General features: G+C 72.0%; 19 protein-coding genes and 2 tRNA genes. 16 read left to right on the top strand and 5 right to left on the bottom strand.

Annotation, left to right across the window (positions count from 1 at the left end; genetic code table 11):
- Positions 1–18 precede the first annotated feature (18 nt).
- From SXIN_RS21480 to SXIN_RS21490, 3 genes are all read left to right on the top strand, one after another.
- Positions 19–1,167, top strand: a complete 1,149-nt coding sequence (locus SXIN_RS21480) for a nucleotide-binding protein (protein ID WP_095757391.1) — start codon at positions 19–21, stop codon at positions 1,165–1,167.
- Positions 1,164–5,153 (top strand): type VII secretion protein EccCa, encoded by a 3,990-nt coding sequence (eccCa, locus tag SXIN_RS21485; protein ID WP_095757392.1) that lies wholly within the window; start codon positions 1,164–1,166, stop codon positions 5,151–5,153. Before SXIN_RS21480 ends, eccCa begins: the two co-directional genes overlap by 4 nt.
- A gap of 61 nt (positions 5,154–5,214) precedes the next feature.
- Positions 5,215–6,660, top strand: a complete 1,446-nt coding sequence (locus SXIN_RS21490) for a DUF6177 family protein (protein WP_095757393.1) — start codon at positions 5,215–5,217, stop codon at positions 6,658–6,660.
- A gap of 131 nt (positions 6,661–6,791) precedes the next feature.
- Here the strand turns inward: SXIN_RS21490 and SXIN_RS21495 are convergent, their stop codons facing one another.
- Positions 6,792–8,012: an acyltransferase family protein gene (locus tag SXIN_RS21495; RefSeq protein ID WP_019709051.1), complete on the bottom strand. Its 1,221-nt coding sequence runs from the start codon at positions 8,010–8,012 to the stop codon at positions 6,792–6,794.
- Positions 8,013–8,438: 426 nt separating this feature from the next.
- Here SXIN_RS21495 and SXIN_RS21500 point away from each other — a divergent pair, with 426 nt between their 5' ends.
- Positions 8,439–8,633 (top strand): hypothetical protein, encoded by a 195-nt coding sequence (locus tag SXIN_RS21500; protein ID WP_019709053.1) that lies wholly within the window; start codon positions 8,439–8,441, stop codon positions 8,631–8,633.
- 110 nt (positions 8,634–8,743) lie between these two features.
- Here the strand turns inward: SXIN_RS21500 and SXIN_RS21505 are convergent, their stop codons facing one another.
- A complete protein-coding gene (locus SXIN_RS21505) occupies positions 8,744–9,109 on the bottom strand; it encodes an ArsC/Spx/MgsR family protein (RefSeq protein WP_019709054.1) in 366 nt (121 codons plus the stop codon).
- Positions 9,110–9,199: 90 nt separating this feature from the next.
- Positions 9,200–9,270: transfer RNA gene (locus SXIN_RS21510), tRNA-Gly, on the bottom strand.
- 138 nt (positions 9,271–9,408) lie between these two features.
- On the opposite strand from SXIN_RS21510, the gene SXIN_RS21515 reads away from it, so the two are divergent.
- The 5 genes from SXIN_RS21515 (at position 9,409) to clpX (ending at position 14,330) form a co-directional block, all read left to right on the top strand.
- A tRNA-Pro gene (locus tag SXIN_RS21515) sits at positions 9,409–9,485 on the top strand.
- A gap of 273 nt (positions 9,486–9,758) precedes the next feature.
- Entirely contained in the window at positions 9,759–11,198 is a 1,440-nt protein-coding gene (gene tig, locus SXIN_RS21520; protein ID WP_019709055.1) for a trigger factor, read from the top strand.
- A 316-nt stretch (positions 11,199–11,514) separates the two neighbouring features.
- Positions 11,515–12,117 (top strand): ATP-dependent Clp protease proteolytic subunit, encoded by a 603-nt coding sequence (locus SXIN_RS21525; protein ID WP_078648994.1) that lies wholly within the window; start codon positions 11,515–11,517, stop codon positions 12,115–12,117.
- A gap of 68 nt (positions 12,118–12,185) precedes the next feature.
- Positions 12,186–12,860, top strand: a complete 675-nt coding sequence (locus SXIN_RS21530; RefSeq protein ID WP_019709057.1) for an ATP-dependent Clp protease proteolytic subunit — start codon at positions 12,186–12,188, stop codon at positions 12,858–12,860.
- 180 nt (positions 12,861–13,040) lie between these two features.
- Entirely contained in the window at positions 13,041–14,330 is a 1,290-nt protein-coding gene (clpX, locus tag SXIN_RS21535) for an ATP-dependent Clp protease ATP-binding subunit ClpX (RefSeq protein WP_019709058.1), read from the top strand.
- Between the two features lie 93 nt (positions 14,331–14,423).
- Here clpX and SXIN_RS21540 read toward each other — a convergent pair whose 3' ends face one another.
- Together SXIN_RS21540 and SXIN_RS21545 are read right to left on the bottom strand one after the other, a co-directional pair.
- Positions 14,424–15,242: a hypothetical protein gene (locus SXIN_RS21540; protein ID WP_019709059.1), complete on the bottom strand. Its 819-nt coding sequence runs from the start codon at positions 15,240–15,242 to the stop codon at positions 14,424–14,426.
- A gap of 222 nt (positions 15,243–15,464) precedes the next feature.
- A complete protein-coding gene (locus tag SXIN_RS21545; RefSeq protein ID WP_095757394.1) occupies positions 15,465–16,427 on the bottom strand; it encodes a hypothetical protein in 963 nt (320 codons plus the stop codon).
- Positions 16,428–16,545: 118 nt separating this feature from the next.
- On the opposite strand from SXIN_RS21545, the gene SXIN_RS21550 reads away from it, so the two are divergent.
- From SXIN_RS21550 to mreD, 7 genes are all read left to right on the top strand, one after another.
- Positions 16,546–19,182: a valine--tRNA ligase gene (locus SXIN_RS21550; RefSeq protein WP_019709061.1), complete on the top strand. Its 2,637-nt coding sequence runs from the start codon at positions 16,546–16,548 to the stop codon at positions 19,180–19,182.
- 176 nt (positions 19,183–19,358) lie between these two features.
- Positions 19,359–20,888 (top strand): bifunctional tetrahydrofolate synthase/dihydrofolate synthase, encoded by a 1,530-nt coding sequence (gene folC, locus SXIN_RS21555; protein ID WP_019709062.1) that lies wholly within the window; start codon positions 19,359–19,361, stop codon positions 20,886–20,888.
- Positions 20,889–20,891: 3 nt separating this feature from the next.
- On the top strand, positions 20,892–21,230 hold the full coding sequence (locus SXIN_RS21560) for a DUF4233 domain-containing protein (protein WP_019709063.1): 339 nt from the start codon (positions 20,892–20,894) through the stop codon (positions 21,228–21,230).
- 148 nt (positions 21,231–21,378) lie between these two features.
- Positions 21,379–21,792: a nucleoside-diphosphate kinase gene (gene ndk, locus SXIN_RS21565; RefSeq protein ID WP_019709064.1), complete on the top strand. Its 414-nt coding sequence runs from the start codon at positions 21,379–21,381 to the stop codon at positions 21,790–21,792.
- Positions 21,793–22,096: 304 nt separating this feature from the next.
- Positions 22,097–23,116 carry a rod shape-determining protein gene (locus tag SXIN_RS21570; RefSeq protein ID WP_039821277.1) on the top strand — a complete coding sequence of 340 codons (1,020 nt, stop codon included), beginning with the start codon at positions 22,097–22,099 and terminating at the stop codon, positions 23,114–23,116.
- A 204-nt stretch (positions 23,117–23,320) separates the two neighbouring features.
- Entirely contained in the window at positions 23,321–24,253 is a 933-nt protein-coding gene (gene mreC, locus SXIN_RS21575; protein WP_019709066.1) for a rod shape-determining protein MreC, read from the top strand.
- Between the two features lie 3 nt (positions 24,254–24,256).
- Positions 24,257–24,991: a rod shape-determining protein MreD gene (mreD, locus tag SXIN_RS21580; protein ID WP_095757395.1), complete on the top strand. Its 735-nt coding sequence runs from the start codon at positions 24,257–24,259 to the stop codon at positions 24,989–24,991.
- The last annotated feature ends 37 nt before the right edge of the window (positions 24,992–25,028 follow it).

The following is a 25,028-nucleotide window of genomic DNA, read 5'->3' on the forward strand; positions in this document are numbered from 1 at the left end:
CTCTGAGGGGGGATACGGATGGCCGGGAACGATTGGCAGGGGGACGTCCTCCACCAGCTCAGCGGCGCCGGCGCCGGGCAGGCGCAGCCCGCGGCCGCCGCGGCGGCACCGCCGCCGCAGGGGCAGCAGGCCGGGCCGCCGGAGACCGCCGGACCCGGCGAGCAGCTGCAACCCCAACCGGAAATGAGCCAGTTCGCGCAGGTCCGCACCGCTCGGGAGCAGACGGCCGCGCCCCGGCCTGCGCCCGTCTCCGTCCCCGTGCTCAACCCCGATCTCGCCCGCGCGCAGGGCAAACCGCGCCACGGTGAGCCGGCCGCCGCCCGGGCCGGCCGCGGACTGCGCAAGCTCGCCGGCTCCTCGGCCGCCGCCGAGGTGGCGGCCGTGACCCGCGTCGCCCAGGACCTCCAGCAGCCGATCACCACCGGCCGGCAGATCGTCGTCACCAGCATCCGCGGCGGCGCCGGCAAGACCACCGTGGCCGCCCTCCTCGGCCGGACGTTCGAGCACTACCGGCACGACCCGGTGCTGCTGGTCGAGGCCGACCCCTCCCTCGGCACCCTGCCGATCCGGACCGGCGCCGAGACCGTCCGCTGGACCTGCGGCGATCTCGCACAGATCATCGACCCGTCCATGCAGCTGACCGACATCACCGGCTATCTGGTGCAGCTCCCCGAGGGCGGCTGGCTGCTTCCCGGCAGCCAGGGCACCGTCGGCGCCCGCCTCGAACTCGCCCAGTACCGCGAGGTGATGGTGGCGCTCCGCCGCTACTTCGGCATCACTGTCGTCGACTGCGAGACGCTGCCCAGCGAGCTGTCCCGCACCGCGCTGGTCGCCGCGCAGGCCCGCGTGCTCGTCGCCCCCGCCACCCTGGAGGGTGTCACGAGCACCCGCGCGATCCTCGACTGGATGGCGGGCGTCCCGCGGCCCAAGCTGCTCCCGGGCACGGTCGTCGTCCTCACCTCCTCCGCCCCGCACATGACGATGGACGAGGAGGCCGCCGCCGCCCATCTGCGGCTGGACGGCGTCGAGGTGGTGCACCTGCCGTACGACCGGCATCTCGCGGCCGGCGGCGTCATCCGCACCGGGATGCTCGGCGAGAAGACCCGCGCAGCCGCCACCCGGCTCGCCGCCGAACTGCTCAACCGCGCCGTGGGCGGCCGCCGATGACGACCCGGCTGATCCACCGCCCCGCCCGCACCGAACGGCCCGCCGCCGCGCCCCCCGCCCGCACCATCGAGGCACCGCCCAACCTGCCCGAGGGCAAGACCGGCAGCGGCGCGATGGCGCTGCTGCCGATGGCCGGTGTGATGAGCTCCGTCGTGATGATGACGGTCGTACGGAACAGCCAGTTCGCCGCCATCGGCGCCGTCGTCCTGGTCGTCGCCGTCATCGGCGGTGTCGGCATGCTGCTGTCGCAGCGCGGCAAGGCCCAGCGCACCCGCCGCCAGCAGCGCGAGCGCTATCTGGAGTACCTGGAGGAGCTGCGCGAGGAACTGGCCGCCGAGGAGCGCGAACTGCGCGAGACGGCCCGGGTCCTGAATCCGCCGCCCGCCGCGCTCTACGACATCGTGCGCGACCCGTCCCGGCTGTGGGAGCGGCGGCGGCTCGACGCCGACTTCCTGAAGGTGCGCGTCGGCAGCGGCGAGATGCCGCTGCGCCCGCTGACCGTCGGACAGCAGAGCGGCAGCGTGCTCACCCCGCCCGACCGGTTCATGCTCAACGAGGCCGGAGCACTCATCAGCCGCTTCGGCACCACCGGCGATCTGCCGCTGACCGTGCCGCTCGACCGCGCGGGCAACGCCAGCGTCATCGGCGACCGCGAGGGCGTGCTGCGGGTCGCCCGCGCGCTGCTCGTGCAGACCGCCGCCACCCACGCCCCCGACGACGTGCACATCGCCCTCGGCTGCCCCGGCGACCGGATGGCCGACTGGGAATGGCTCAAGTGGCTCCCGCACCTGCTCGACGGCGACGAGCGCGACGGCCCGGTCAGCGCCCGCCGCATCGCCCCGGACATCCACCAGCTCGCCCGGCTCCTCGGCCGCGATCTGCGGCAGCGCGCCAGCTACGCCGCCGAGCTGCGCCGCGGCCTGTCCAACCGGGAAGCCCTCGCCATGGCCGGCCGGCTGCTGGTCGTCAGCGACGAGTACGGCGACACCGCGCAGGACCTGCCGCGGCCCGACGAGGCCGTCTCGCTGCGCGACATGGGCGTCACCGTGCTCCATTTGCTCTCCGAGCGGGTGCGGGAGCCCGGGCAGGTGTCCCTGCGCATCACCGTGGACGGCGACCGGGTCACCGTCGAGGACCTGCGCGGCGAGCAGCCGCTGGTGGCGCACGGCACCGTCGACGACGTCACCACCGCCGGCGCCGAGGGCCTCGCCCGGATGCTGGCCCCGCTGCGCCTGTCGGCCGAATCGCTGGTCGACGCGCCGCTGTCCGGGCCGGTCGACTTCGCCGACATGCTCGGCATGGACGACCCGGCCGCCGTCGACATTGACGCCCTGTGGGCGCCCCGCGGCGAACGCGCGTTCCTGCGTGTGCCCATCGGCATCAACGACTCCCGCGAACCGGTCCTGCTCGACCTCAAGGAATCCGCGGAACTCGGCATGGGCCCGCACGGCCTGTGCGTCGGCGCCACCGGCTCCGGCAAGAGCGAGCTGCTGCGCACCCTCGTCCTCGCCCTCGTCGCCACCCACCCGCCGGAGGACCTGGCGATGGTGCTCGTCGACTACAAGGGCGGCGCCACCTTCGCGCCCTTCGCCGACCTGCCGCACGTCGCCGGTGTCATCACCAACCTGGAGAACCAGGCCGGCCTGGTCGAACGCGTGCACGCCAGCCTCGCCGGCGAGGTGCAGCGCCGCCAGCGGGTCCTCAAGGACGCCGGGAACGTCGCCGACATCGCGCACTACGCCGCCCTCCGCGAGACCCGGCCCGACCTCGACCCGCTGCCGCACCTGTTCGTCGTCATCGACGAGTTCGGCGAACTCCTGACCGCCAAGCCCGACTTCATCGACCTCTTCCTCTCCATCGGCCGCATCGGCCGCTCCATCGGCGTGCACCTGCTGCTCTCCAGCCAGCGCATCGAGGGCGGCAAGCTCAAGGGCCTGGACACCTACCTCTCCTACCGCCTCGGCCTGCGCACCTTCTCCGCCGACGAGAGCCGCACCGTCCTCGACACCACCGACGCCTTCCACCTCCCGCCGCTCCCCGGCTTCGGCTACCTCAAGGTGGACACCTCGGCGTACGAGCGGTTCAAGGCGAGCTACGTCTCCGGCCCCTACACCGGACCGGTGCGCCGGGAGAGCGAGGAGGACACCGGCCCGGCCGTACTGCCCTACCCCGCCTACAACACCCTCGACCAGCAGCGGCCGAAGGAGAGCGGCTCCGCCTCCGAGCCGTACTCCCGGCACCGCAACCCCGGCCCGACCGTCATGTCCGTCATCGTCGACCAGTTCAAGGCGGCCGCCGCCCCCGTGCGCCGGATCTGGCTGCCGCCGCTGCCCGCCGCGCTGCCGCTCGACACCGCCGCCGGGCCGGTCGAGGCCGGCCGGCAGGGCATGCGGCTCGCCGTACGCCCCGGCCCGATGAAGGTGCCGCTGGGGCTGCTGGACGACCCGGCCAAGCAGTGGCAGGGCCAGTGGGTGCTGGATCTGACCCTGGCCGGCGGCCATGTGGCCGTCATCGGCGGCCCGCAGTCCGGCAAGACCACCCTGCTGCGCACCCTGGCCCTCTCGCTCGCCATGACCCACACCCCGAAGGACGTGGGCATCTACGGGCTCGACCTGGTCGGCGGCGGCCTCCAGGCGCTCGCCGGGCTGCCGCACGTCGGCGGCATAGCGGGCCGCGCGGACCGCGAGCGCGCCATGCGCACCGTCGAAGAGGTGCGCGGCATGCTCGCCCTGCGCGAGGACCTGTTCCGCGAACAGAACATCGACTCCGTCGACCGGTTGCGCGAACTGCGCGCCGAGGGCAGGCTGCCGCAGCTTCCCTCGACCGACGTCGTCCTTCTCGTCGACGGCTTCGGCGCGCTCCGCGACGACTTCGAGGAACTGGACGACGCCGTGGTCGACCTCCTCAAGCGCGGCGGCGGCTACGGCATCCACGTGGTGGCGGGCATGCTCCGCTGGAACGACGTCCGCATCGCCACCCAGTCCACCTTCGGCACCCGCGTGGAGCTGCGGCTCAACGACCCCAGCGACAGCAGCATCGACCGCAAGCTCGCCGAGACCCTGGCACCCGACGAGCCCGGCCGCGTCCTCACCGACGGCAAGCTCTTCGCCCAGGTGGCGCTGCCCCGGATCGACTCGCTCTCCTCCACGACCGAACTCGGCCCGGCGGTCGAGCAGGCGGCCCGGTCCGTCCGCGCCGCCTGGCCCGGCGACCTGGCACAGCAGGTGCGGGTGCTGCCGCCGCGCGTCCAGCTCTCCTCGCTGCCGTCGGTCACCGCGCAGCCGCGGCGGGTCCCGATCGGCCTCGACCAGACCGCGCTGGCGCCCGTCCTGCTCGACCTCTTCGAACGCGACCAGCATCTGCTGGTGCTCGGCGACAGCGAGTGCGGCAAGAGCAATCTGCTGCGGCTCGTGGCGAACGGGCTCATGGCGCGCCACGGCGAGGACGACCTCGTCTTCGCCGTCATGGACCCGCGGCGCGGCCTGCGCACCCTCGTGCCCGAGGAGTACCGGGGCGGCTACGCCCACAACTCCAAGATCTGCGGGGCGCTCTCGGCGGGCATCGCCAAGGAGCTGGAGAAGCGGATGCCGGACGACCTCGCGGACCAGGACGCGCTGGCCGACGGCGCCTGGTACACCGGCCCGCGGATCGTCATCCTCGTGGACGACTACGACATCCTGACCACCGCCGGTCAGCAGCCGCTCCAGCCGTTCCTGCCGTTCATCCCCTCCTCGGCGGACATCGGGCTGCACTTCGTCGTCACCCGCCGCGTCGCCGGCGCCTCCCGCGCCATGTACGACCCGTTCCTCACCACCCTCCGGGAGAGCGGCACCTCGGCCCTCGTCATGGCCGGGGACCGCTCCGAGGGGCAGCTCTTCCCGGGCGTCTACGCGGGCGCCCAGCCGCCCGGCCGCGGTCTGCTCGTCCGCCGGGGCGAGCCGAACCGGCTGATCCAGACCGCGCTCGCGGACGGCACCGCGGCGTGACCGCGCCCGCCCCGCCCCCGCCACCCGGCCGGGGGTCACTCCGCAGACCCGAGGATCCCGTATGACGAAGGACATCATCGCGCTCACCGGGAAGATGCCCGACGCCTGGAGCGTCGTCGCCGGACTGCTCGCGGGCGGGCCCGAGCTGCGGCTCCGCACGGCCGGCGAGGGGGCGGTGCTCCAGCTCTGCGACGAGGGCGGCCGCCCGCTGGTGTCGGTCGAGTCGCCCGTGCTGGTGCAGGTGCCGGGGGAGACGGTCCGGCTGCTGGGCCCGGAGGCCGCGACGGACGGGGACGGTCCCGTCTGGTGGGTCGAGGCCCGGGCCTCCACGGCCGTGCCCGAGGCGGAGCGCCTGGCGGGCGCCTTCGCCGGACGGCTCGCCGGGATGCTCGGCGGCACGGTCTGGCCGCCGGGCGCGGGCGAGGCGGCGGGTGACGGCGACCCGGTGCCCCCGGGCGTCACCGCCGCCCCCGCGCCGGTGGCCGCGCAGCCGGCCGTCGACGTCCTGACCGACAAGGCCGCCGTCGTCCTCCAGGACCGGCCCGTGATCGCCATGACCGCATGGCTGTCCGACGCCCGCCGTGCCACGGTGGCCTCCGACCGGGGACTGCAGATCGTCACCCCGCACACCAGCCGGCTGTCGTTCGCGACGCGCTCCGTGCTGTTCGGCCCGCCGTCGCGCTGGGTCGTCCAGGACGGCGAGGGCGGCTACTACGACGGGCTCTCCGGAGCGGTGCTCCGCTGGCGGGACGGCGCCTTCGGCCCGGCGCCGGGCGAGTCCGGCGAGACCCCGGTCGCCGAGATCTTCAAGGACACCGCGCCCACCCGGGAGCGCCAGCTCGCCGTCTCCGTGCGCACGGCACACCCGGCCGACGACCAACTGGTGCTCGGAGGCGCGCTGGAGGCCGTCTGGCGGACGGCCACGGGCGGCCCGCCGGCCGGCTGGGGCACCGCGGAGCCGGTGAACCTGCCGTGGTCGCGGCGGCGCCTCACCGAACTCGCGTACGAGCGGGCCCCCGAGTCCACCTGGACGGTCGCCGTCGGCACCCCGGAGCGCCCGGCCGTGGCGACGCTGCGCGTCATCCGGACCAAGGAGGGCGTCGAGGAGGACATCACGTTCACCGCCGGCTACGGCGAGGACGAGCAGCCGCCGCTCGACGGCCTCGCGGAGCTCGCGGGCGAACTGGTGTCCCGGCACAACCTGGTCAGCATGCTCGTCCAGCTGCGCGCCGCCGGCCGGGACCTGAGCGTGCCCGCCCGGCTCCAGGCGCCGCCCGTCCCGGTCGGCTTCGCCCTCGGCCCGGAGGAGATCCGGGAGATCGGCGCGGACCACGCGCGCCGGCCGCCGCTGACCGTGCGCCCGGCGCGGCTCGGAGCCGCCGCCCGGCCGGGTTTCTACTACCCGCTCGGAGACGGCTCCTCGGCGGACGGCTGGACGCATCTGGACATCCTGATGCGGCACCTGCGGCGTACGGCGGCTCCCGCCGCGGAGGGGCCCGGGGCATAGCGGGACGGCACGGGACGCGCCGCGGCCCCGGGCGGTGAACCCGGGGCCGCGGCGCTGTCCCGTGCGGGCCGTCCGTACGGACGGGGAAGCGGTGGAGACGGTGGGAGGCGGTGGGAGGCGGTGGGGGAGCCTCAGCCGCGGGCGGCGGCCCCGCCGTCCCCGGCGGTCGGCGCGGGCGCCTTCTTCTCCGCCCGGCCGCGGGCCAGTTCGGCCGCGTCCCGCCGGAACGCCCACTCCATCTTCGGCTCCATGACGAAACGGAACACCCGCTGCACCGGCGTGGTGCACAGCACGGTCACCACCGCCGCGGCGAGGACGGTCAGCACGGCGGCGCCCCAGGCGGTGTTGAGCCAAGCCGCGTCGTACCAGTCCCAGAAGCGCGAGCCCTTGGCCAGGAAGCCGTGCAGCAGATAGCCGTAGAGCGTGCCGGCGCCGAGAGCGGTGAACCACATCTCGCGCCGCGGCACCCAGGCGTAGAAGCAGGCGACCAGCACCATGGAGCAGCCGAAGAGCGCGGGCGTCATCACCAGACCGGTCCACCAGGGAGCGGTGAGCTCCTGCACGCTGTCGCGGTGGTAGAACCAGCTCGACGCCATCCGGGGCGCCGCCCAGTAGGCGAAGAGCACCGCGGCGGCGAACACGGGTACGGAGAGGATCCGCACCTCGCGGCGGCGCACCAGCTGGAAGTGCTCCGGCTTGAGCATCAGGCCGACCACGAAGAACGGCAGGAACTGCAGAACCCGCTGGAGGTCCAGGTCGTCACCGATGTCGGGGGAGACCGAGGCCAGGACGGCGACGGAGAGCGCGAGCGGCACGGGCCAGCGCACGACCTTCCAGAGCGGGGTCGTCAGCCGCCAGACGAAGAGCGCGATCAGGAACCAGGTGAGGTACCAGGGGTCGAGCAGGCTGATCGGGTAACCCGGATCGTCGTCCGCGTAGCGCTTGAAGTAGCTGTAGGCCGTCTCGAAGACGATGTACGGCACGGCCACGCCGGTGATGAGCCGCTGCAGCCGGTCGGTCCGCATGTCGAAACTGCGGGAGAAGTAGCCGGAGATGACGATGAAGGCCGGCATGTGGAAGGCGTACACGAACATGTACAGCGCTTCGGCGACGCGGCTGTGGGCCGTCAGCGGCTGCCAGGCGTGGCCGATGGCCACGAGGACGATCGCCAGGTACTTGGCGTTGTCGAAGAACGGATCACGCTTCTTGACGGCGCCGTTTCCGCCCGGGGGAGTGGGGGAGCCCCCGGGATGCGGCGTCGTGGAGTCGTGGGACGGGGCGAGAGGGGACGCACGGGTCTCCGGGGGGAGCGGCGTCCGCTGGTGGCCGTGGGGGCGCAGCACGTTCGTCACCGGCCCTCCCGCAAAGTCTGGGGGAGGACGGACCGGGACGTCACCGCGCACGAGGGGGACGGGGCAGCGTGCAACATCTGAGGCACCATAGCGTCGGGGGGCGTTGTCCGTAAAACCTTCCCCCTCCTCTCCTTCGTTGTCGGCTGCTACCCCGTCCGGCGCAGCTCAAGGGGGGTGATCCGCCCGTTTGATGGGCATCGGTCCTTATCCGTGAACATGACATGGATCACGGGCCGGGGCCGCCGCGGACCCGGTCGTTTGTCCGAGGGGGAGTCGCGGGCATAGGGCTGGCGTGAACAGATGACCGACGAAATGCCAACAGGGGACAACCCCGTCCCGCGTTGGTGGCACGATGGTCCCGGCGTGGGGTGCGGGGCCGCACTTCCGGGGCCGGTGACGTCGTTCCGACCAAGGGTGGGATCAGTTGTGGTCATTTCGCTGTCTGCTGTTGTCGTCCTGCTGATCATCATGATCGTGCTGATCAAGTCCGGGTCGCTCAAGGCCGGACCGGCCCTGGTGGCCATCCTGTTCGGCTTCTTCCTGGCGTCGTCGGGCATGGCCCCGACCATCCAGAGACTGCTGGACTCGCTGGCGGACACGCTCAACCAGCTCAGCTTCTGACCGGCGCACCGCGGCGGAAGGACCGCGGGCCGCCCGTACGGGGCGCCCCGCGGCGCGTACCGGCCCCCGCCCGCTTCCCGCCCCCGCCCGCTTCCGGCGCCCGCGCGTCCTCAGTGCCCGCGCGCGATGGTGTCCCGGACGGTGGCCTCGTCACGGGCGACCGCGGCGCTGCCGTCGTCGGCGGTGATGATCGGTCGCTGGATCAGCCGCGGATGCGCGGCCAGGGCCCCGATCCAGCGCTCCCGCTCGGCCGGCTCCTTCGGCCAGGCACCGATCCCCAGCTCCTCGGCCTGCGGCTCCTGGGTGCGGGTGATCTCCCAGGGCTCCAGGCCGAGCCGGTCCAGTACGGCACGCAGCTCGTCGGTGTCCGGCGGGTCCTCCAGATAGCGGCGGACGGTGTAATCGGCCCCCGCCTCGTCGAGAAGCCGTACGGCGGAGCGGCACTTGGAGCACGCAGGGTTGACCCAGATTTCCATGCCGCCACCCTAAGACGGGCGCTGCCGCCCCGAGAACGCCACCGGGGCCGGGCCGGAGGAAGATCCTCCGGCCCGGCCCCGGTGTCCGTGAGCGGGCGACGGGAATCGAACCCGCGTAGCCAGTTTGGAAGACTGGGGCTCTACCATTGAGCTACGCCCGCGTGAGCCGCGGGAGCGAGGCCGCCGCGGCACGATGTGCATCGTAGCGGGTCCCGGCGGCCGCTCGCACACCCGTAACCGGCCGCCCCGTTAAGCGCCCCGCCGCACCTGCGGTGCATGTACCCTACGTCTCGCACCAGCGGGGTGTGGCGCAGCTTGGTAGCGCGTCCGCTTTGGGAGCGGAAGGCCGTCGGTTCGAATCCGGCCACCCCGACCACCACCGCCGCCGCCCCCGCCCCGGGTGCGAGGCCCGCGGCTCCGGCACGGCCGCGGTACCCGGAGCCGCCGTCAACGGAAGCGGCCGGGGGAGGCCCGCTCCCGTTAGGGGCCGGATACCGCTTGCGGTTACTATGCAAGCTGCGTGCCCGTGTCCGTCTGTGTCGATCATCCAACGTCGGTCCACCCAGTCGATCACCGCATGGGGCGCCATCGGCAGAGAGCCGAAATCCCTCTGCAGAATCCCAGAAGTCAGCCCCAAGGAGACCCAACCGTGAAGAGCGCCGTGGAGACCCTGAACCCGACCCGGGTTCGGCTCACTGTCGAGGTGCCCTTCGAGGAGCTCAAGCCCAGCCTCGACGCGGCGTACAAGAAGATCAACCAGCAGGTCACGGTGCCGGGCTTCCGCAAGGGGAAGATCCCCGCCCGGGTGATCGACCAGCGGTTCGGCCGCGGCGCGGTGCTGGAGGAGGCCGTCAACGACGCGCTGCCGAAGTTCTACACCGACGCGGTGAACGAGGGCGACCTCAACCCGCTCGGCCAGCCCGAGGTCGACATCACCGAGCTCAAGGACGGCGAGGTCCTGGCCTTCACCGCCGAGGTGGACATCCGCCCGGCGCTGGAGATCCCGGACTACTCCGGTATCGAGGTCACCGTCGACGCCGTCGAGGTCACCGACGAGGACGTGGACAAGGCGGTCGAGCAGCTCCGTGACCGCTTCGCCTCCACCACCCCGGTCGAGCGCGCCGCCGCCGAGGGCGATGTCGTGACGATCGACCTGGAGGCCAAGGTCGGCGGCGAGATCCTGGAGGACGGCGTCGCCCAGGGCGTCAGCTACACCATCGGGTCCGGCGAACTGCTCGACGGCATCGACGAGGCCGTCACCGGCCTGGAGGCCGGCTCCAGCGCCACCTTCACCTCCGAGCTCAAGGGCGGCTCCGCCCAGGGCAAGGAGGCCGAGGTCAAGGTCGACGTCACCGCCGTCGCCGCCCGCGAACTGCCCGAGCTGGACGACGACTTCGCCCAGCTGGCCAGCGAGTTCGACACCCTTGAGGAACTGCGCGCGGACAGCCGCAAGCGCCTGGAGCAGTCGAAGGTGTACGAGCAGGCCACCCAGGCACAGGAGAAGGTGCTCGACGCCCTCCTGGAGCTGGTCGAGGTCCCGATCCCCGAGAAGCTCCTCGAGGACGAGGTCAACACCCGCAAGCACAACCTGGAGCACCACCAGCTCGGCCAGATGGGCATGGACCTGGACGGCTACCTCAAGGTCCAGGGCAAGACCGCCGAGGAGTTCGACGCCGAGCTGCGCGAGCAGGCGGAGAAGGGCATCCGCACCCAGTTCGTCCTCGACGAGCTGGTCAACAAGGAGAAGCTCTCCGTCGGCCAGGAGGAGCTCACCGAGCACCTCATGCGCCGCGCCCAGTCCTCCGGCATGAGCCCCGACCAGTTCGCCCAGGCCGTCGTCGAGGGCGGCCAGGTGCCGATGCTCGTCGGCGAGGTCGCCCGCGGCAAGGCGCTCGCCGTGGTCGTCGAGGCCGCCACGGTCAAGGACACCAACGGCGAGGTCGTCGACCTGGAGGACGAGGAGGAGGACGCCACCGCCGAGACGGCCGAGGCAGCCTCCGAGGAGTCGGCCCCCGAGTCCGGTGACACCGCCGCCGAGGGCCAGGAGGCGGCCGAGAAGGCCGCGAAGACGGGCGAGACCGGCGCCTGAGCCCCTCCGCGCCCCGGCGCGGAACCAGCGGGACCGCTTGCGGCAGGCCCGGACGCGCGACCGCGTCCGGGCCTGCCGCGTCCCGCCGTGCCCCGTCCGGCCGCCCCGCGCCGCCGGGCCTGCGCTCACAGCGAACAGTTGACAATGCGGGATGGCGCCCGCCGACCAGCGCGTTAGGGTCCGTAGATACGGGGGCAGGGGAGTCTCCGGAAGGCGCCGGGAGCGCCCCGGCCACCACCCGGATCCCCGGCCCGAATGACACGCTGAGACGGCCCGTCGCCGTCCGACTAGAGCAGGTGGACACGTGACGATCCCGATGCCCTCCGCCGCCGCTGAGCCCAATTTCGGCGGTCTCGGCGACCAGGTCTACAACCGGCTGCTCAATGAGCGGATCATCTTCCTCGGCCAGCCCGTGGACGATGACATCGCCAACAAGATCACGGCGCAGCTGCTGCTCCTGGCCGCCGACCCGGACAAGGACATCTACCTCTACATCAACAGTCCCGGCGGCTCGGTGACGGCCGGCATGGCGATCTACGACACCATGCAGTACATCAAGAACGACATCGTGACCATCGGCATGGGCCTGGCCGCCTCCATGGGCCAGTTCCTGCTGAGCGCGGGGACCCGCGGCAAGCGCTTCGCGCTGCCGAACTGCGAGATCCTGATCCACCAGCCGTCCGCGGGCCTGGGCGGTTCCGCCTCGGACATCAAGATCCACGCGGAGCGGCTGCTGCGCAACAAGCGCACGCTGGCGGAGCTCACGGCCTTCCACACCGGCCAGACCGTCGAGCAGATCACCCACGACTCCGACCGCGACCGCTGGTTCACGGCCCACGAGGCCAAGGACTACGGCCTGATCGATGACGTCATGCCCTCCGCCACCGGCGTTCCGGGCGGGGGCGGCACCGGGGCCTGAGCCCTGTCGGCGGCCCCGAGTCCAGACCCCTCAGCCCACAGATCGCCACCAGGACGGTGAACAGTCATATGAACAATCTCTCCGGCAGCGGCCTCCCCGAGGGTCTGCGCGCTCAGTACACCGGCCCCCAGGCCGAGTCCCGTTACATCGTGCCGCGCTTCGTCGAGCGCACCTCCCAGGGCGTGCGCGAGTACGACCCGTACGCGAAGCTCTTCGAGGAGCGCGTGATCTTCCTCGGGGTGCAGATCGACGACGCCTCGGCGAACGACGTCATGGCCCAGCTGCTCTGCCTGGAGTCCATGGACCCGGACCGGGACATCTCGATCTACATCAACAGCCCCGGTGGCTCGTTCACCGCGCTGACCGCGATCTACGACACGATGCAGTTCGTGAAGCCGGACGTCCAGACGGTGTGCATGGGCCAGGCGGCCTCCGCCGCGGCCGTGCTGCTCGCCGCCGGCACCCCCGGCAAGCGCATGGCCCTCCCCAACGCCCGGGTCCTCATCCACCAGCCGTACAGTGAGATCGGGCGCGGCCAGGTCTCCGACCTGGAAATCGCGGCGAACGAGGTCATCCGGACCCGCTCGATGCTGGAGGAGCTGCTCGCCAAGCACTCCACCACGCCGATCGAGCAGATCAAGGACGACATCGAGCGCGACAAGATCCTCAACGCGGACGAGTCCCTGGCGTACGGTCTGATCGACCAGATCGTTTCGACCCGGAAGAGTTCCGTTTCCGTGTAAGTGCGGTATCCCCCTTGGGCCGAGTCGGTCCAAGGGGGGCCCGGACCGGGGGCCCGGCAAGGTACCGTCGGGAGGGGGCGGCGGACCGTGACGACCGACCGCGTCGCGGACTCCGGACAACCCAGACAGGCACCAGGGTCCGATGATCAGGGCGGATCCCAGGCGAAGGGGAAGCACCTCGTGGCACGTATCGGTGACGGCGGCGATCTGCTCAAGTGCTCATTCTGCGGAAAGAGCCAGAAGCAGGTGAAGAAGCTCATCGCAGGCCCGGGTGTCTACATCTGCGACGAGTGCATCGACCTCTGCAACGAGATCATCGAGGAGGAACTCGCGGAGACCTCCGAGGTCCGCTGGGAGGAACTGCCCAAGCCCCGCGAGATCTACGAGTTCCTGGAAGGGTACGTCGTCGGGCAGGAGGCCGCGAAGAAGGCCCTGTCCGTCGCCGTCTACAACCACTACAAGCGGGTCCAGGCCGGCGAGAACAGCAGCCGCGACAGCCGGGACGACGGTATCGAACTGGCCAAGTCCAACATCCTGTTGCTCGGCCCGACCGGTTCCGGCAAGACCCTGCTCGCGCAGACCCTGGCGCGGATGCTCAACGTCCCGTTCGCCATCGCGGACGCCACCGCGCTGACGGAGGCCGGCTATGTCGGCGAGGACGTCGAGAACATCCTGCTGAAACTGATCCAGGCGGCCGACTACGACGTCAAGAAGGCCGAGACCGGGATCATCTACATCGACGAGATCGACAAGGTCGCGCGGAAGAGCGAGAACCCGTCGATCACCCGCGACGTCTCCGGCGAGGGCGTGCAGCAGGCCCTGCTGAAGATCCTGGAGGGCACCACCGCCTCGGTGCCGCCGCAGGGCGGACGGAAGCACCCGCACCAGGAGTTCATCCAGATCGACACCACGAACGTGCTGTTCATCGTGGGCGGTGCCTTCGCCGGTCTGGAGAAGATCATCGAGTCCCGGGCCGGCGCCAAGGGCATCGGCTTCGGCGCGACCATCCGCTCCAAGCGGGAGATCGAGGCGAGCGACCAGTTCCAGGAGGTCATGCCGGAGGACCTGGTGAAGTTCGGCATGATCCCCGAGTTCATCGGGCGGCTTCCGGTCATCACCTCTGTGCACAACCTCGACCGCGAGGCGCTGCTGCAGATCCTGGTGGAGCCGCGCAACGCGCTCGTCAAGCAGTACCAGCGGCTCTTCGAACTGGACAACGTCGAGCTGGACTTCGACCGCCCCTCCCTGGAGGCCATCGCCGACCAGGCGATCCTGCGCGGCACCGGGGCGCGGGGCCTGCGCGCCATCATGGAGGAGGTGCTGATGTCGGTCATGTACGAGGTGCCGTCCCGCAAGGACGTCGCCCGCGTCGTCATCACCGCCGACGTCGTGCACTCCCATGTGAACCCGACGCTCGTGCCGCGCACCCGCGGTGGCGAGCCGGGCGAGCGGCACGAGAAGAGCGCCTGAGCCTCACGCGCGCCGCCGTACGGACAACGCCGAAGGGGCGGACCGGAGTTCACCGGTCCGCCCCTTTCGGCTTCCGCGAGCCCCGCCCGCCCCCTACTTCGGCTTGACGGTCTCCTGCTTGACCTGCCCGACCGTCTCGGAGAACTCCTTGAGGTCCACCGAGTCCTCGGAGGTGTAGTCGGCGGAGACGACGGCGACCACGGCCATGGTCGAGTTGTCCGCCCAGGCGCAGGCAGGCATGTACATATTCGCCAGGCCCTGGCCGGCCTTCACCAGCTGGCAGCTGAGGGTGTCACCGTTGATCTCGTAGTCCGTCTGCTCCTGGACGACTTGGGAGCCCGGCTGGCCCTGCACCATGCCGTCCAGCGCGTCCTTGCGCATGTCCTCCGGATCGGAGTCGATGTCGCCCCAGGCACCGGAGAGGATCAGCGCGCCCTTCTCGATGCTGCCGCCCTTCAGATACTGGGCGACCACCGCGGTGCCGTCGGACGGCAGTTCGTCCTGGAGGATGTCGCGCTGCTGCTCCAGCTGCGCGCTGTCCTCGGCGCGCTCGTAGTCGCCGCCGAGCAGGGACTGCGGCGTGGTGAGCTTCTCTGTGCCCTCAGCGCCGCCGAGGAGCGCCGCGACCCCGAGCCCCACCACGGTCAGCACCGCCAGCGAACCGGCGACGATCCCGATGACGGCGCCCTTGCCCAGGCCGCGCGACGGGGGCGGCGGCGGGGTCTGCGGCCAGGGCTGCCCCGCGGGGACGCCCTGCGGCGGGTAGCCGTAGCCGGGCTGGCCCTGCGGCGGCACATGCGGCTGACCCTGCTGCGGGTAGCCGTAACCCGGCTGCTGCGGGGCGCCGTACGGGTTGGGAGGCTGTCCGCCGCCGTACGGACCGGGTGACGGCGGAGGCTGGTTGTGGCTCATGAGGTCCCCCCTCGGGACGTGCTCTGCTGGTGGTTCCGCTTCCGGTGCCGTGCTGGACCGGGAGCCGTGGATCTTCGGGGTGCCCGTCGCGCCGTGCGCGGCGGCCGGGGTTACTTCTCGATCCGGGCTTCCGCCCGGGCCGTGCCGGTCTGCTGCGGCGGGCCGCCGCAGGAACCCGGCTGATGGCGGCTCATGCGCGGACTGTCCTCTCCCCGGGGCGGATCACTGGTCGAGCTTGACCCGGGCGTCCGCGCGCACCTTGGCCGCGGTCTCCGCGACGGCGCCGAGATCCGCCTTGCCCGCGAGCACGGCCAGCGGATCGATGACCATGACGCCGCCGACCGTGCTGGAGTCGGCCCAGATGCACACGGGGAGCTCGGCCTCCTTCACGGGAGCGTTCGGATCGTCGTTGGTCGTCTTGAACTTCTGGCACTTCATGACGGCGCTGCCCAGGCCGTCGGGCTCGGCCTCCTCGGGGCTGCCGAGCACTTCGACGGTCCCCTCGTCCTCGGCCATCGTCCGCAGGACGGTGAACATGGCGTCGATGACCTGTTCGGGGTTGTCGACCGTGCCCCAGACGCCGGTGAGCAGCATCTGCTTCTTGGAGGCCGTCGCGTACTCGGCCTGGACCGGACGCGGGTCCTTGACGCCGGGAAGCTGGTCGAGCGATTTCCGGTCCTTGCCGGAGACGCCGGAGTCGTTCCTGCCCTCGCCCTTGCGTTCGTACTCCCCGGCGACCGTCTGCGGGGTCGTCAGCTTGTGCGGGCCGTCGTCGCCGGAACCACCGGTGAAGAAGACGACACCGGCGACAACAGCGGCCACGGCCACCGCGGCGCCGATGACGAGGCCGGTCCGCTTGCCCCGTCCGCCGCCCGGCGGGGGCGGCGGCACCTGGCCGTACGGCTGCGGCTGTCCGTAGGGCGGCTGCGGGCCGCCGGGCTGCTGACCGTACGGGCCGGGCGCGCCGGGCGCGCCGCCGTACGGGCCCGGCTGCGGCGGCTGACCGTACGGGCCCGGCTGCGGGCCACCCTGCTGCGGATACCCGTAACCCTGCGGGGGCACCTGGCCCGGGGCCTGCGGCGGGTGGCCGGGACCCGGGGCTCCGGCCGCACCACCCGGGCCGTACGGGCCGGGCGTGCCGCCCCCGTACCGGCCCGGCTGCGGTGGCGGCTGGTGGTGGCTCATGGATCCCCCTCGGTGCACAGAACAGTTGGGCTCATCCTCCCCGACGACTTATGCGGGCTTTACCCCGGGGCGGCAACGGGTTCGTAACAGCACTGGCCCCGCCCTTAGACTGACGGTCGTGACCGACAACTCCCAGCGCCCCGGGACCGGGGCCCACAGCAGCGCCCCCGCCAACCTGCCGACCCAGTACGCACCGGCCGACGCGGAGGGGCCGCTCTACGAGCGCTGGGTAGAACGGGGTTACTTCGAGGCGGACGCGAAGAGCGGCAAAGAGCCCTACACCATCGTCATCCCCCCGCCCAACGTCACCGGCTCCCTCCACCTCGGCCACGCGTTCGAGCACACGCTCATCGACGCCCTCACCCGCCGCAAGCGGATGCAGGGCTACGAGACGCTGTGGCAGCCCGGCATGGACCACGCCGGCATCGCCACGCAGAACGTCGTCGAGCGCGAGCTGGCCAAGGAGGGCAAGTCCCGGCACGACCTGGGCCGCGAGGCGTTCACCGAGCGGGTCTGGAAGTGGAAGGCCGAGTCCGGCGGGCAGATCTCCGGCCAGATGAAGCGCCTGGGCGACGGCGTCGCCTGGTCCCGTGAGCGCTTCACCATGGACGAGGGCCTCTCCCGCGCCGTCCAGACCATCTTCAAGCGGCTCTACGACGACGAGCTGATCTACCGCGCCGAACGCATCATCAACTGGTGCCCGCGCTGCCTCACCGCCATCTCGGACATCGAGGTCGAGTACCAGGACGACGAGGGCGAACTGGTCTCCATCCGCTACGGCGAGGGCGAGAACTCCATCGTCGTCGCCACCACCCGCGCGGAGACGATGCTCGGCGACACCGCCGTCGCCGTCCACCCGGACGACGACCGCTACCGCCACCTCGTCGGCACCGAGATCGAACTGCCGCTCACCGGCCGCCGCATCCCGGTCGTCGCCGACGAGCACGTCGACCCGGAGTTCGGCACCGGCGCCGTCAAGGTGACGCCCGCCCATGACCCGAACGACTTCGAGATCGGCCGGCGGCACGGCCTGCCCAACCTCACGGTCATGGACGAGCACGCGGTCATCACCGCGCACGGCCCGTTCCAGGGGCTGGACCGGCTGGAGGCGCGCAGCGCCATCGTCGCCGCGCTCCGCGCCGAGGGCCGGATCACCGCGGAGAAGCGCCCGTACACGCACTCCGTCGGCCACTGCTCGCGCTGCAAGACGACCATCGAGCCGCGGCTGTCGATGCAGTGGTGGGTCAGGGTCGGCCCGCTGGCGAAGGCCGCGGGCGACGCCGTCCGCGACGGCCGGGTCGCCATCCACCCCAAGGAGATGGAGTCCCGCTACTTCGGCTGGGTCGACAACCTCCACGACTGGTGCATCTCGCGGCAGCTGTGGTGGGGCCACCGCATCCCGGTCTGGTACGGCCCGAACGGCGAGACGGTCTGCGTCGGCCCGGACGAGCAGCCGCCGTCCGGCGAGGGCTGGCAGCAGGACAGCGACGTCCTGGACACCTGGTTCTCCTCCGGCCTCTGGCCGTTCTCCACCCTCGGCTGGCCCGAACGGACCGAGAGCCTGGAGAAGTTCTATCCCAACTCGGTTCTGGTCACCGGCTACGACATCCTCTTCTTCTGGGTCGCCCGGATGATGATGTTCGGCCTGTACGCGATGGACGGCACCCCGCCGTTCCACACCATCGCCCTGCACGGCATGGTCCGCGACCAGTTCGGCAAGAAGATGTCGAAGTCCTTCGGCAACGCGGTCAACCCGCTGGACTGGATGGACAAGTACGGCTCCGACGCCGTCCGCTTCACCCTGGCCCGCGGCGCCAACCCCGGGGTCGACGTCCCCATCGGCGAGGACTGGGTCCAGGCGTCCCGCAACTTCGCCAACAAGATCTGGAACGCCACCCGCTTCGCGCTGATGAACGGCGCCACGGTCGAGGGCGAACTCCCCGCGGCGGAGCGCCGGTCGGCGGCCGACCGCTGGATCCTCTCCCGGCTGAACGCGGTCGTCGCCGAGGTCGACGCCTACTACGACGACTACCAGTTCGCCAAGCTCAGCGACACCCTCTTCCACTTCGCCTGGGACGAGGTCTTCGACTGGTACGTCGAGCTGACCAAGACGGTCTTCCAGGCCGGCGGCCCCGCCGCCGAGGTCTCCCGCCGGGTCCTGGGCGAGGTCCTCGACGTCACGCTGCGCCTGCTGCACCCGGTGATCCCGTTCGTCACCGAGACGCTGTGGACCACCCTGACCGGCCGCGAGTCGGTCGTCATCGCCGAGTGGCCCACCGACAGCGGCTTCCGCGACGCCGCCGCCGAGCGGGAGATCGAAACGGTCCAGCAGGTGGTCACCGAGGTCCGCCGGTTCCGCGCCGACCAGGGGCTCCAGCCCGGCCAGAAGGTCCCCGCCCGGCTGGACCTGGCGGGCACGGACCTCGCGGGGCACGAGCCCGCCATCCGGCAGCTGCTCCGCCTCCAGCCGGAGGGGGAGGACTTCACGTCCACCGCCACCCTGCCGGTCGCGGGCGCCACGGTCGCGCTGGACCTCTCCGGCACGATCGACGTGGCGGCCGAGCGGAAGCGGCTCACCAAGGACCTGGCCGCCGCCGAGAAGGAGAAGGCCCAGGCCACGGCCAAGCTCGGCAACGGCGCGTTCCTGGCCAAGGCCCCGGACCACGTCGTGGACAAGATCCGTACCCGGCTGAGCACCGCCGAGGCGGACATCGAGCGCATCACCGCCCAGCTCGCGGGCCTTCCGCAGGGCTGACCGGCGGCCGGACCGCACCGTCCCCCGCACCCGGCCGTCCGCGCCGGGTGCGGGGGACGCGGCGTTCCGTACGCCCGTTCCCCGCGTCGACCGGGGGGCGGGCTGCCGGGGCGGGGTGACCGGGAGCACGGCCCGGTCGGACCCGGGCACCCCCGCGGCTCCGTAGACTGACCCCCGTGAGTGAGCGCGCCCCGCACGGGAATCCCGAACCCGACGAACCCGACGACCCCTTCGAGAAGATCGTCGAGGCGGAGACCGGCCGCGATCCGGACCTGGCGGTGATCGAGGCCGGGAGCCGCACCCTGCGCACCCAGGCCGGTCCGCTCGGGGCCGACGAGGCCCCCGCCCGCCCGGAGGACCCGGAGACCGACCGTCTGCTCCGCGAGGCCGAGACCGAGCTGGCGGGCCGCTGGCCGGAGACGAAGCTGGAGCCGTCCCTCACCCGCATCAGTGCGCTGATGGACGTCCTCGGCGAGCCGCAGCGCTCCTACCCGTCGATCCACATCACCGGCACTAACGGCAAGACCAGCACCGCCCGCATGATCGAGGCCCTGCTGACCGCCTTCGACCTGCGCACCGGGCGCTACACCAGCCCGCACGTCCAGTCGGTGACCGAGCGCATCAGCATCGACGGGGCGCCCGTCGCCGCGGAGAAGTTCATCGAGACCTACCGCGATCTCGTGCCCTTCGTGGAGATGGTCGACACCGCGCAGGAGCACCGGCTCTCCTTCTTCGAGGTGCTCACCGGCATGGCGTTCGCCGCCTTCGCCGACGCGCCCGTGGACGTCGCGGTCGTCGAGGTCGGCATGGGCGGCAGCTGGGACGCCACCAACGTCATCGAGGCCGGCGTCGCCGTCGTTACGCCCATCGACCTCGACCACACCGACCGGCTCGGCGGCTCGCCCGGCGAGATCGCCGTGGAGAAGGCCGGGATCATCAAGCAGGGAGCCACGGTCGTTCTCGCCCAGCAGCCGGTGGACGCCGCGCAGGCGATGCTCAAGAAGGCCGTGGAGGTGGACGCCACCGTGGCCCGCGAGGGCATGGAGTTCGGCGTGACCGCCCGGGAGATCGCGGTCGGCGGGCAGATGGTGTCGCTGCGCGGCCTCGGCGGGGAGTACCCGGATATCTTCCTGCCGCTGCACGGCGCGCACCAGGCGCACAACGCGGCGGTCGCGCTGGCCGCCGTCGAGGCGTTCTTCGGCATCGGCTCCGAGCACGCCCGCACGCTGGACGCCGAGACGGTCCGCACGGCCTTCGCCTCGGTGGTCTCGCCGGGCCGGATGGAGATCGTGCGGAAGAGTCCGACGGTCGTGCTGGACGCGGCGCACAACCCGGCGGGGGCCCGTGCGGCGGCGGGGACGGTCACCGAGGCGTTCGGCTTCAGCCGGCTGATCGGCGTGGTCGGCCCGAGCGCCGGGAAGGACGTCAAGGGCCTGCTGGAGGCCTTCGAACCGGTGTTCCACGAGGTCGTGGTCACCCGCAACTCCACCCACCGGGCCATGGACGTGGACGAACTGGCGGCGCTCGCCGTCGAGGTGTTCGGCGAGGACCGGGTGCAGGTCGAGCCCCGGCTGGACGACGCGCTGGAGGCCGCGATCACCCTGGCCGAGGAGGGCGGCGAGTTCGCCGCCGCGGGTGTGCTGGTGACGGGTTCCGTGATCACGGTGGGCGAGGCCCGGCTGCTGCTGGGGAAGGGCAGGGGCTGAGCGATGCGGACGCTGTGTGCGAGCACGCTGATCGGCGAGTTCTTCGTGATCGGCTTCGCGGGGCTGGTCGCGATGCGGACCTCGGACCTCTCCGCCGGCCTCGTCTGGACGGTCAGCGGGACCGCGATGGTGCTCTGCCTGGCCCTGGCCGGTGTGCTGTCCCGGCCGGGCGCGGTGGGGACCGGCTGGGCGCTGCAGGTGGCGCTCATCGCCAGTGGCGTGGTGGTGCCGATGATGTTCTTCCTCGGCGCCGTCTTCGCGGGCCTGTGGTGGGCCTCGGTGCACTACGGCCGCAAGATCGACGAGGCGAAGGCCCGGCACGCCGCGAGCGCCGCGGCCTGACCGGCCCGTCCGGCGGCTCCCGCGGCGGGGACTCCGGGGCGGGCGGGGACCCCGGGGCGGGCCGGAACCGACGCGGCGTGACCGCCTCCGCGGCCGCCCCTGTAGCCTCGTGCCACCCCGCACCCGCAGAATCGAAGGAGCCCGTACCGTGAGCCAGCGCACGCTCGTCATCCTCAAGCCGGACGCGGTCAGGAGGAACCTGATCGGCGAGATCATCGGCCGTATCGAGCGGAAGGCGGGCTGGCGGATCAGCGCGCTCGAGCTGCGCGAGCTGAGCCGCGAGGTGCTGGAGCAGCACTACGGCGAGCACGTCGGCAAGCCGTTCTACGAGCCGCTGGTGGAGTTCATGTCCTCCGGCCCGGTCGTGGTGCTGGCCGTCGAGGGGGAACGGGTCGTCGAGGGCGTCCGCGCGCTGGCCGGCCCGACCGACCCGATCGCCGCCGGGCCCGGCAGCATCCGCGGCGATTTCGGCACCATCGTGCGGGAGAACCTCATCCACGCCTCGGACTCCGAGGAGTCCGCGGAGCGCGAGTTCAAGCTGTTCTTCCCCGGGGTGGCGTGAGCCTCCCGCGGCCTTTTCGAACCTGACGTGCTGTCAGAGGTAACCCCCGCGTGACCTGGGGCGGCCGAGGAAACCGGCCGCCCCTCGGCATATGCGCGGTCCCGGAGGGGAACCCATCACTCCGACACGACGTCAGCATTACAGAGGCAGGCATTCCTTCCCCCGACAATGGGAGGGCCGTCGCGCGGAGCTGCCGCGGTCGTGACTACGATGGAAGCTTCACACCCACCGTGCTCACCCCGCCTGACCTCAAAAGTCATCATTTCCAGCTGGGAAGGCCAGACATATCCTCATGGGGAACAACATGTCGTTCATCGGCCGTGACATGGCTGTCGACCTCGGCACCGCGAACACCCTGGTGTATGTCCGAGGCCGCGGCATCGTCCTCAATGAGCCCTCGGTCGTCGCCATCAACACGAATACCGGCGGAATTCTGGCGGTCGGCGCCGAGGCGAAGAAGATGATCGGCCGCACCCCCGGGAACATCGTCGCCGTCCGACCGCTCAAGGACGGTGTCATCGCCGACTTCGAGATCACCGAGCGGATGCTCCGCTACTTCATCCTCAAGATCCACAAGCGGCGCTATCTGGCCCGCCCGCGGGTGGTGGTCTGCGTGCCGTCCGGGATCACCGGGGTCGAGCGCCGTGCCGTGATCGAGGCGTCCACGCAGGCCGGTGCCCGGCAGGTGCACATCATCGAGGAGCCGATGGCCGCCGCGATCGGCTCCGGCCTCCCGGTCCACGAGGCCACCGGCAACATGGTCGTGGACATCGGCGGCGGCACCACCGAGGTCGCCGTGATCTCCCTCGGCGGCATCGTCACCGCCCAGTCGATCCGGGTCGCGGGGGACGAGCTCGACAACGCAATCATCCAGCACATCAAGAAGGAGTACAGCCTCCTCCTCGGTGAGCGCTCGGCCGAGAACATCAAGATCACCATCGGCTCCGCCTTCGACTCCGGCGAGGACGAGCACACCGAGATCCGGGGCCGGGACCTCGTCAGCGGTCTGCCGAAGACCGTGGTCATCTCCTCCGGCGAGGTCCGCAAGGCCATGGAGGAGCCCGTCCACTCCATCGTCGACGCCGTCAAGACCACCCTCGACAAGTGCCCGCCGGAGCTGTCCGGCGACATCATGGACCGCGGCATCGTCCTCACCGGCGGCGGCGCCCTGCTCCGCGGGCTCGACGAGCGGCTGCGCCAGGAGACGGGCATGCCGATCCACATCGCCGAGAACCCCCTCGACTCCGTCGCGCTCGGCTCGGGCAAGTGCGTGGAGGAGTTCGAGGCGCTCCAGCAGGTGCTGGACTCCCAGCCCCGCCGCTAGACCCCGGGTGACGCGCCGCGCCGGTTCCCGGCCGGCGTGTCACCCACCGCCGGTCCCCGGGGGCCGCGCACACCGCGGACCCCACTCCGTTCCACCGTCCGGAACCCGCTTCCGGACCCCGGCCAGCCCGGGCCCACAGCTCCCGATGATGACCGGACCCGGCCCGCCGCCGACCGGTCCGATGAGGAAGGCACGCCGCCGCACGTGAGGGACACACGAGAGAGCCGGCTGCTCCTGGTGCTGCTGATCGCCATCGCGTTCGCACTGATCACGGTGGACATCCGCGGCGGCGAGGAGTCACCGCTGGGCGGCGCCCGGCAGGCCGCCGCATCGGCCTTCGGGCCGGTGGAGAACGGGGTCGCGTCCGCCGTCGACCCGATCGGCAACGCCATCGGCGCCGTCCGCGACTCGGGCGAGCGGCACAGCCGTATCGCGGCCCTGGAACGGGAGAACGCCGCGCTGAAGCTCAGACTCGGCAGCGACGCGCGCACCCGCAGCCGGGCGGCCGAACTGGACAAGATCCTCAGGACCGCCGGCGCGGGCCAGTACAGCGTCAAGGGCGCCCAGGTCATCGCCATAGGGGCGGCCCAGGGCTTCTCCTGGACGGTCACCATCGACGTCGGCAGCGACGACGGCATCGCCCGCGACATGACCGTGCTCAACGGCGACGGCCTCGTCGGGCGCGTCACCACCGTCGGCCCCTCGACCGCCACCGTGCTGCTCGCCAACGACCCCGACTTCACCGTCGGCACCCGGCTGGAGGGCAGCGGCGAACTCGGCTTCGCCACCGGCCAGGGCGGCCGCGACCTCCGCGTCCAGCTGCTCAACGGAAAGACCGTGGTCAAGAAGGGCGACCGGATGGTCACCTTCGGCTCACAGGGCGGCAAGCCCTTCGTCGCCGGCGTCCCCGTGGGCGAGGTCACCCGCGTCGACCCCTCCCGGGGCGAGCTGACCCGTACGGTGCAGGTCCGGCCCTTCGCCGGCTTCACCCGGCTCGACCTCGTCGGCGTCGTCGTCAAACCGCCGCGCAAGGACCCGCGCGACGCCGTGCTGCCGCCCAAGCCGAAGGGGCCCAAGCCCACCCCCACGGTGACGGTCACCGCCACGCCCACCATCCCCGCTCCCGACGGGAACTGACCGATGCGCCTCAACCGGATCCTGCTCTCCGCGGCCCTCGTCGTCGTCGCCCTCGTCCTCCAGGTGAGCGTTCTCGCCCGGCTGCAGCTGCCCGGCGCCGTCCCCGACCTGACCCTCCTGGTGGTGCTCGGGCTGGCCCTGGTCTACGGCCATGTGAGCGGCGCCCTCATCGGCTTCACCGCCGGGCTCCTCGCCGACCTCGCGCCCCCGGCCGACCACGCCGTCGGCCGCTACGCCCTGGTCCTCTGCGTGATCGGCTACCTCGCCGGCCTGGCCAAGCCCGAGAGCGGACGGCTCCGCTCGGCCACCGCCCCGCTGCTCGCCGTCGTCCTCGCGGCCGTCGGCACCACCCTGCTCTACGCGGGCGTCGGCGCCCTCGTCGGCGACACCTCCGCCCGCCAGGTCGGCCTCGCCGGCCTCCTCGCCACCGCGGCCCTCTACGACCTGCTGCTGGCGCCCTTCGTCGTCCCCGGGGTGATGGCGCTGGCCCGCCGCACCGAGAGCGATCCGCTGGCGGAGTCCGCCGGCGGCACGGGCAGCGGCAAGGGCGCGTACGGCAACTGGCTGAGCGCCGGCACCGGGCAGCGGCTGGGCACCGGACGCGGCGGCCGGTTCGGGGGCCGTATCGGCGGCCAGCGGGGCGGACTGCTGGGCGGCACCCAGCGCGGCGGGCTGCTCGGCGGCGGCCGGCCGGCCAAGGTGCGGGCGGCCCGCGTCAAGGGGGTCAAGCGACTGTGAGGACGCGCCCGGGCACACCCGTACGACCCGACGACCG

This window comes from Streptomyces xinghaiensis S187 (assembly GCF_000220705.2).
Lineage (GTDB): Bacteria > Actinomycetota > Actinomycetes > Streptomycetales > Streptomycetaceae > Streptomyces > Streptomyces xinghaiensis.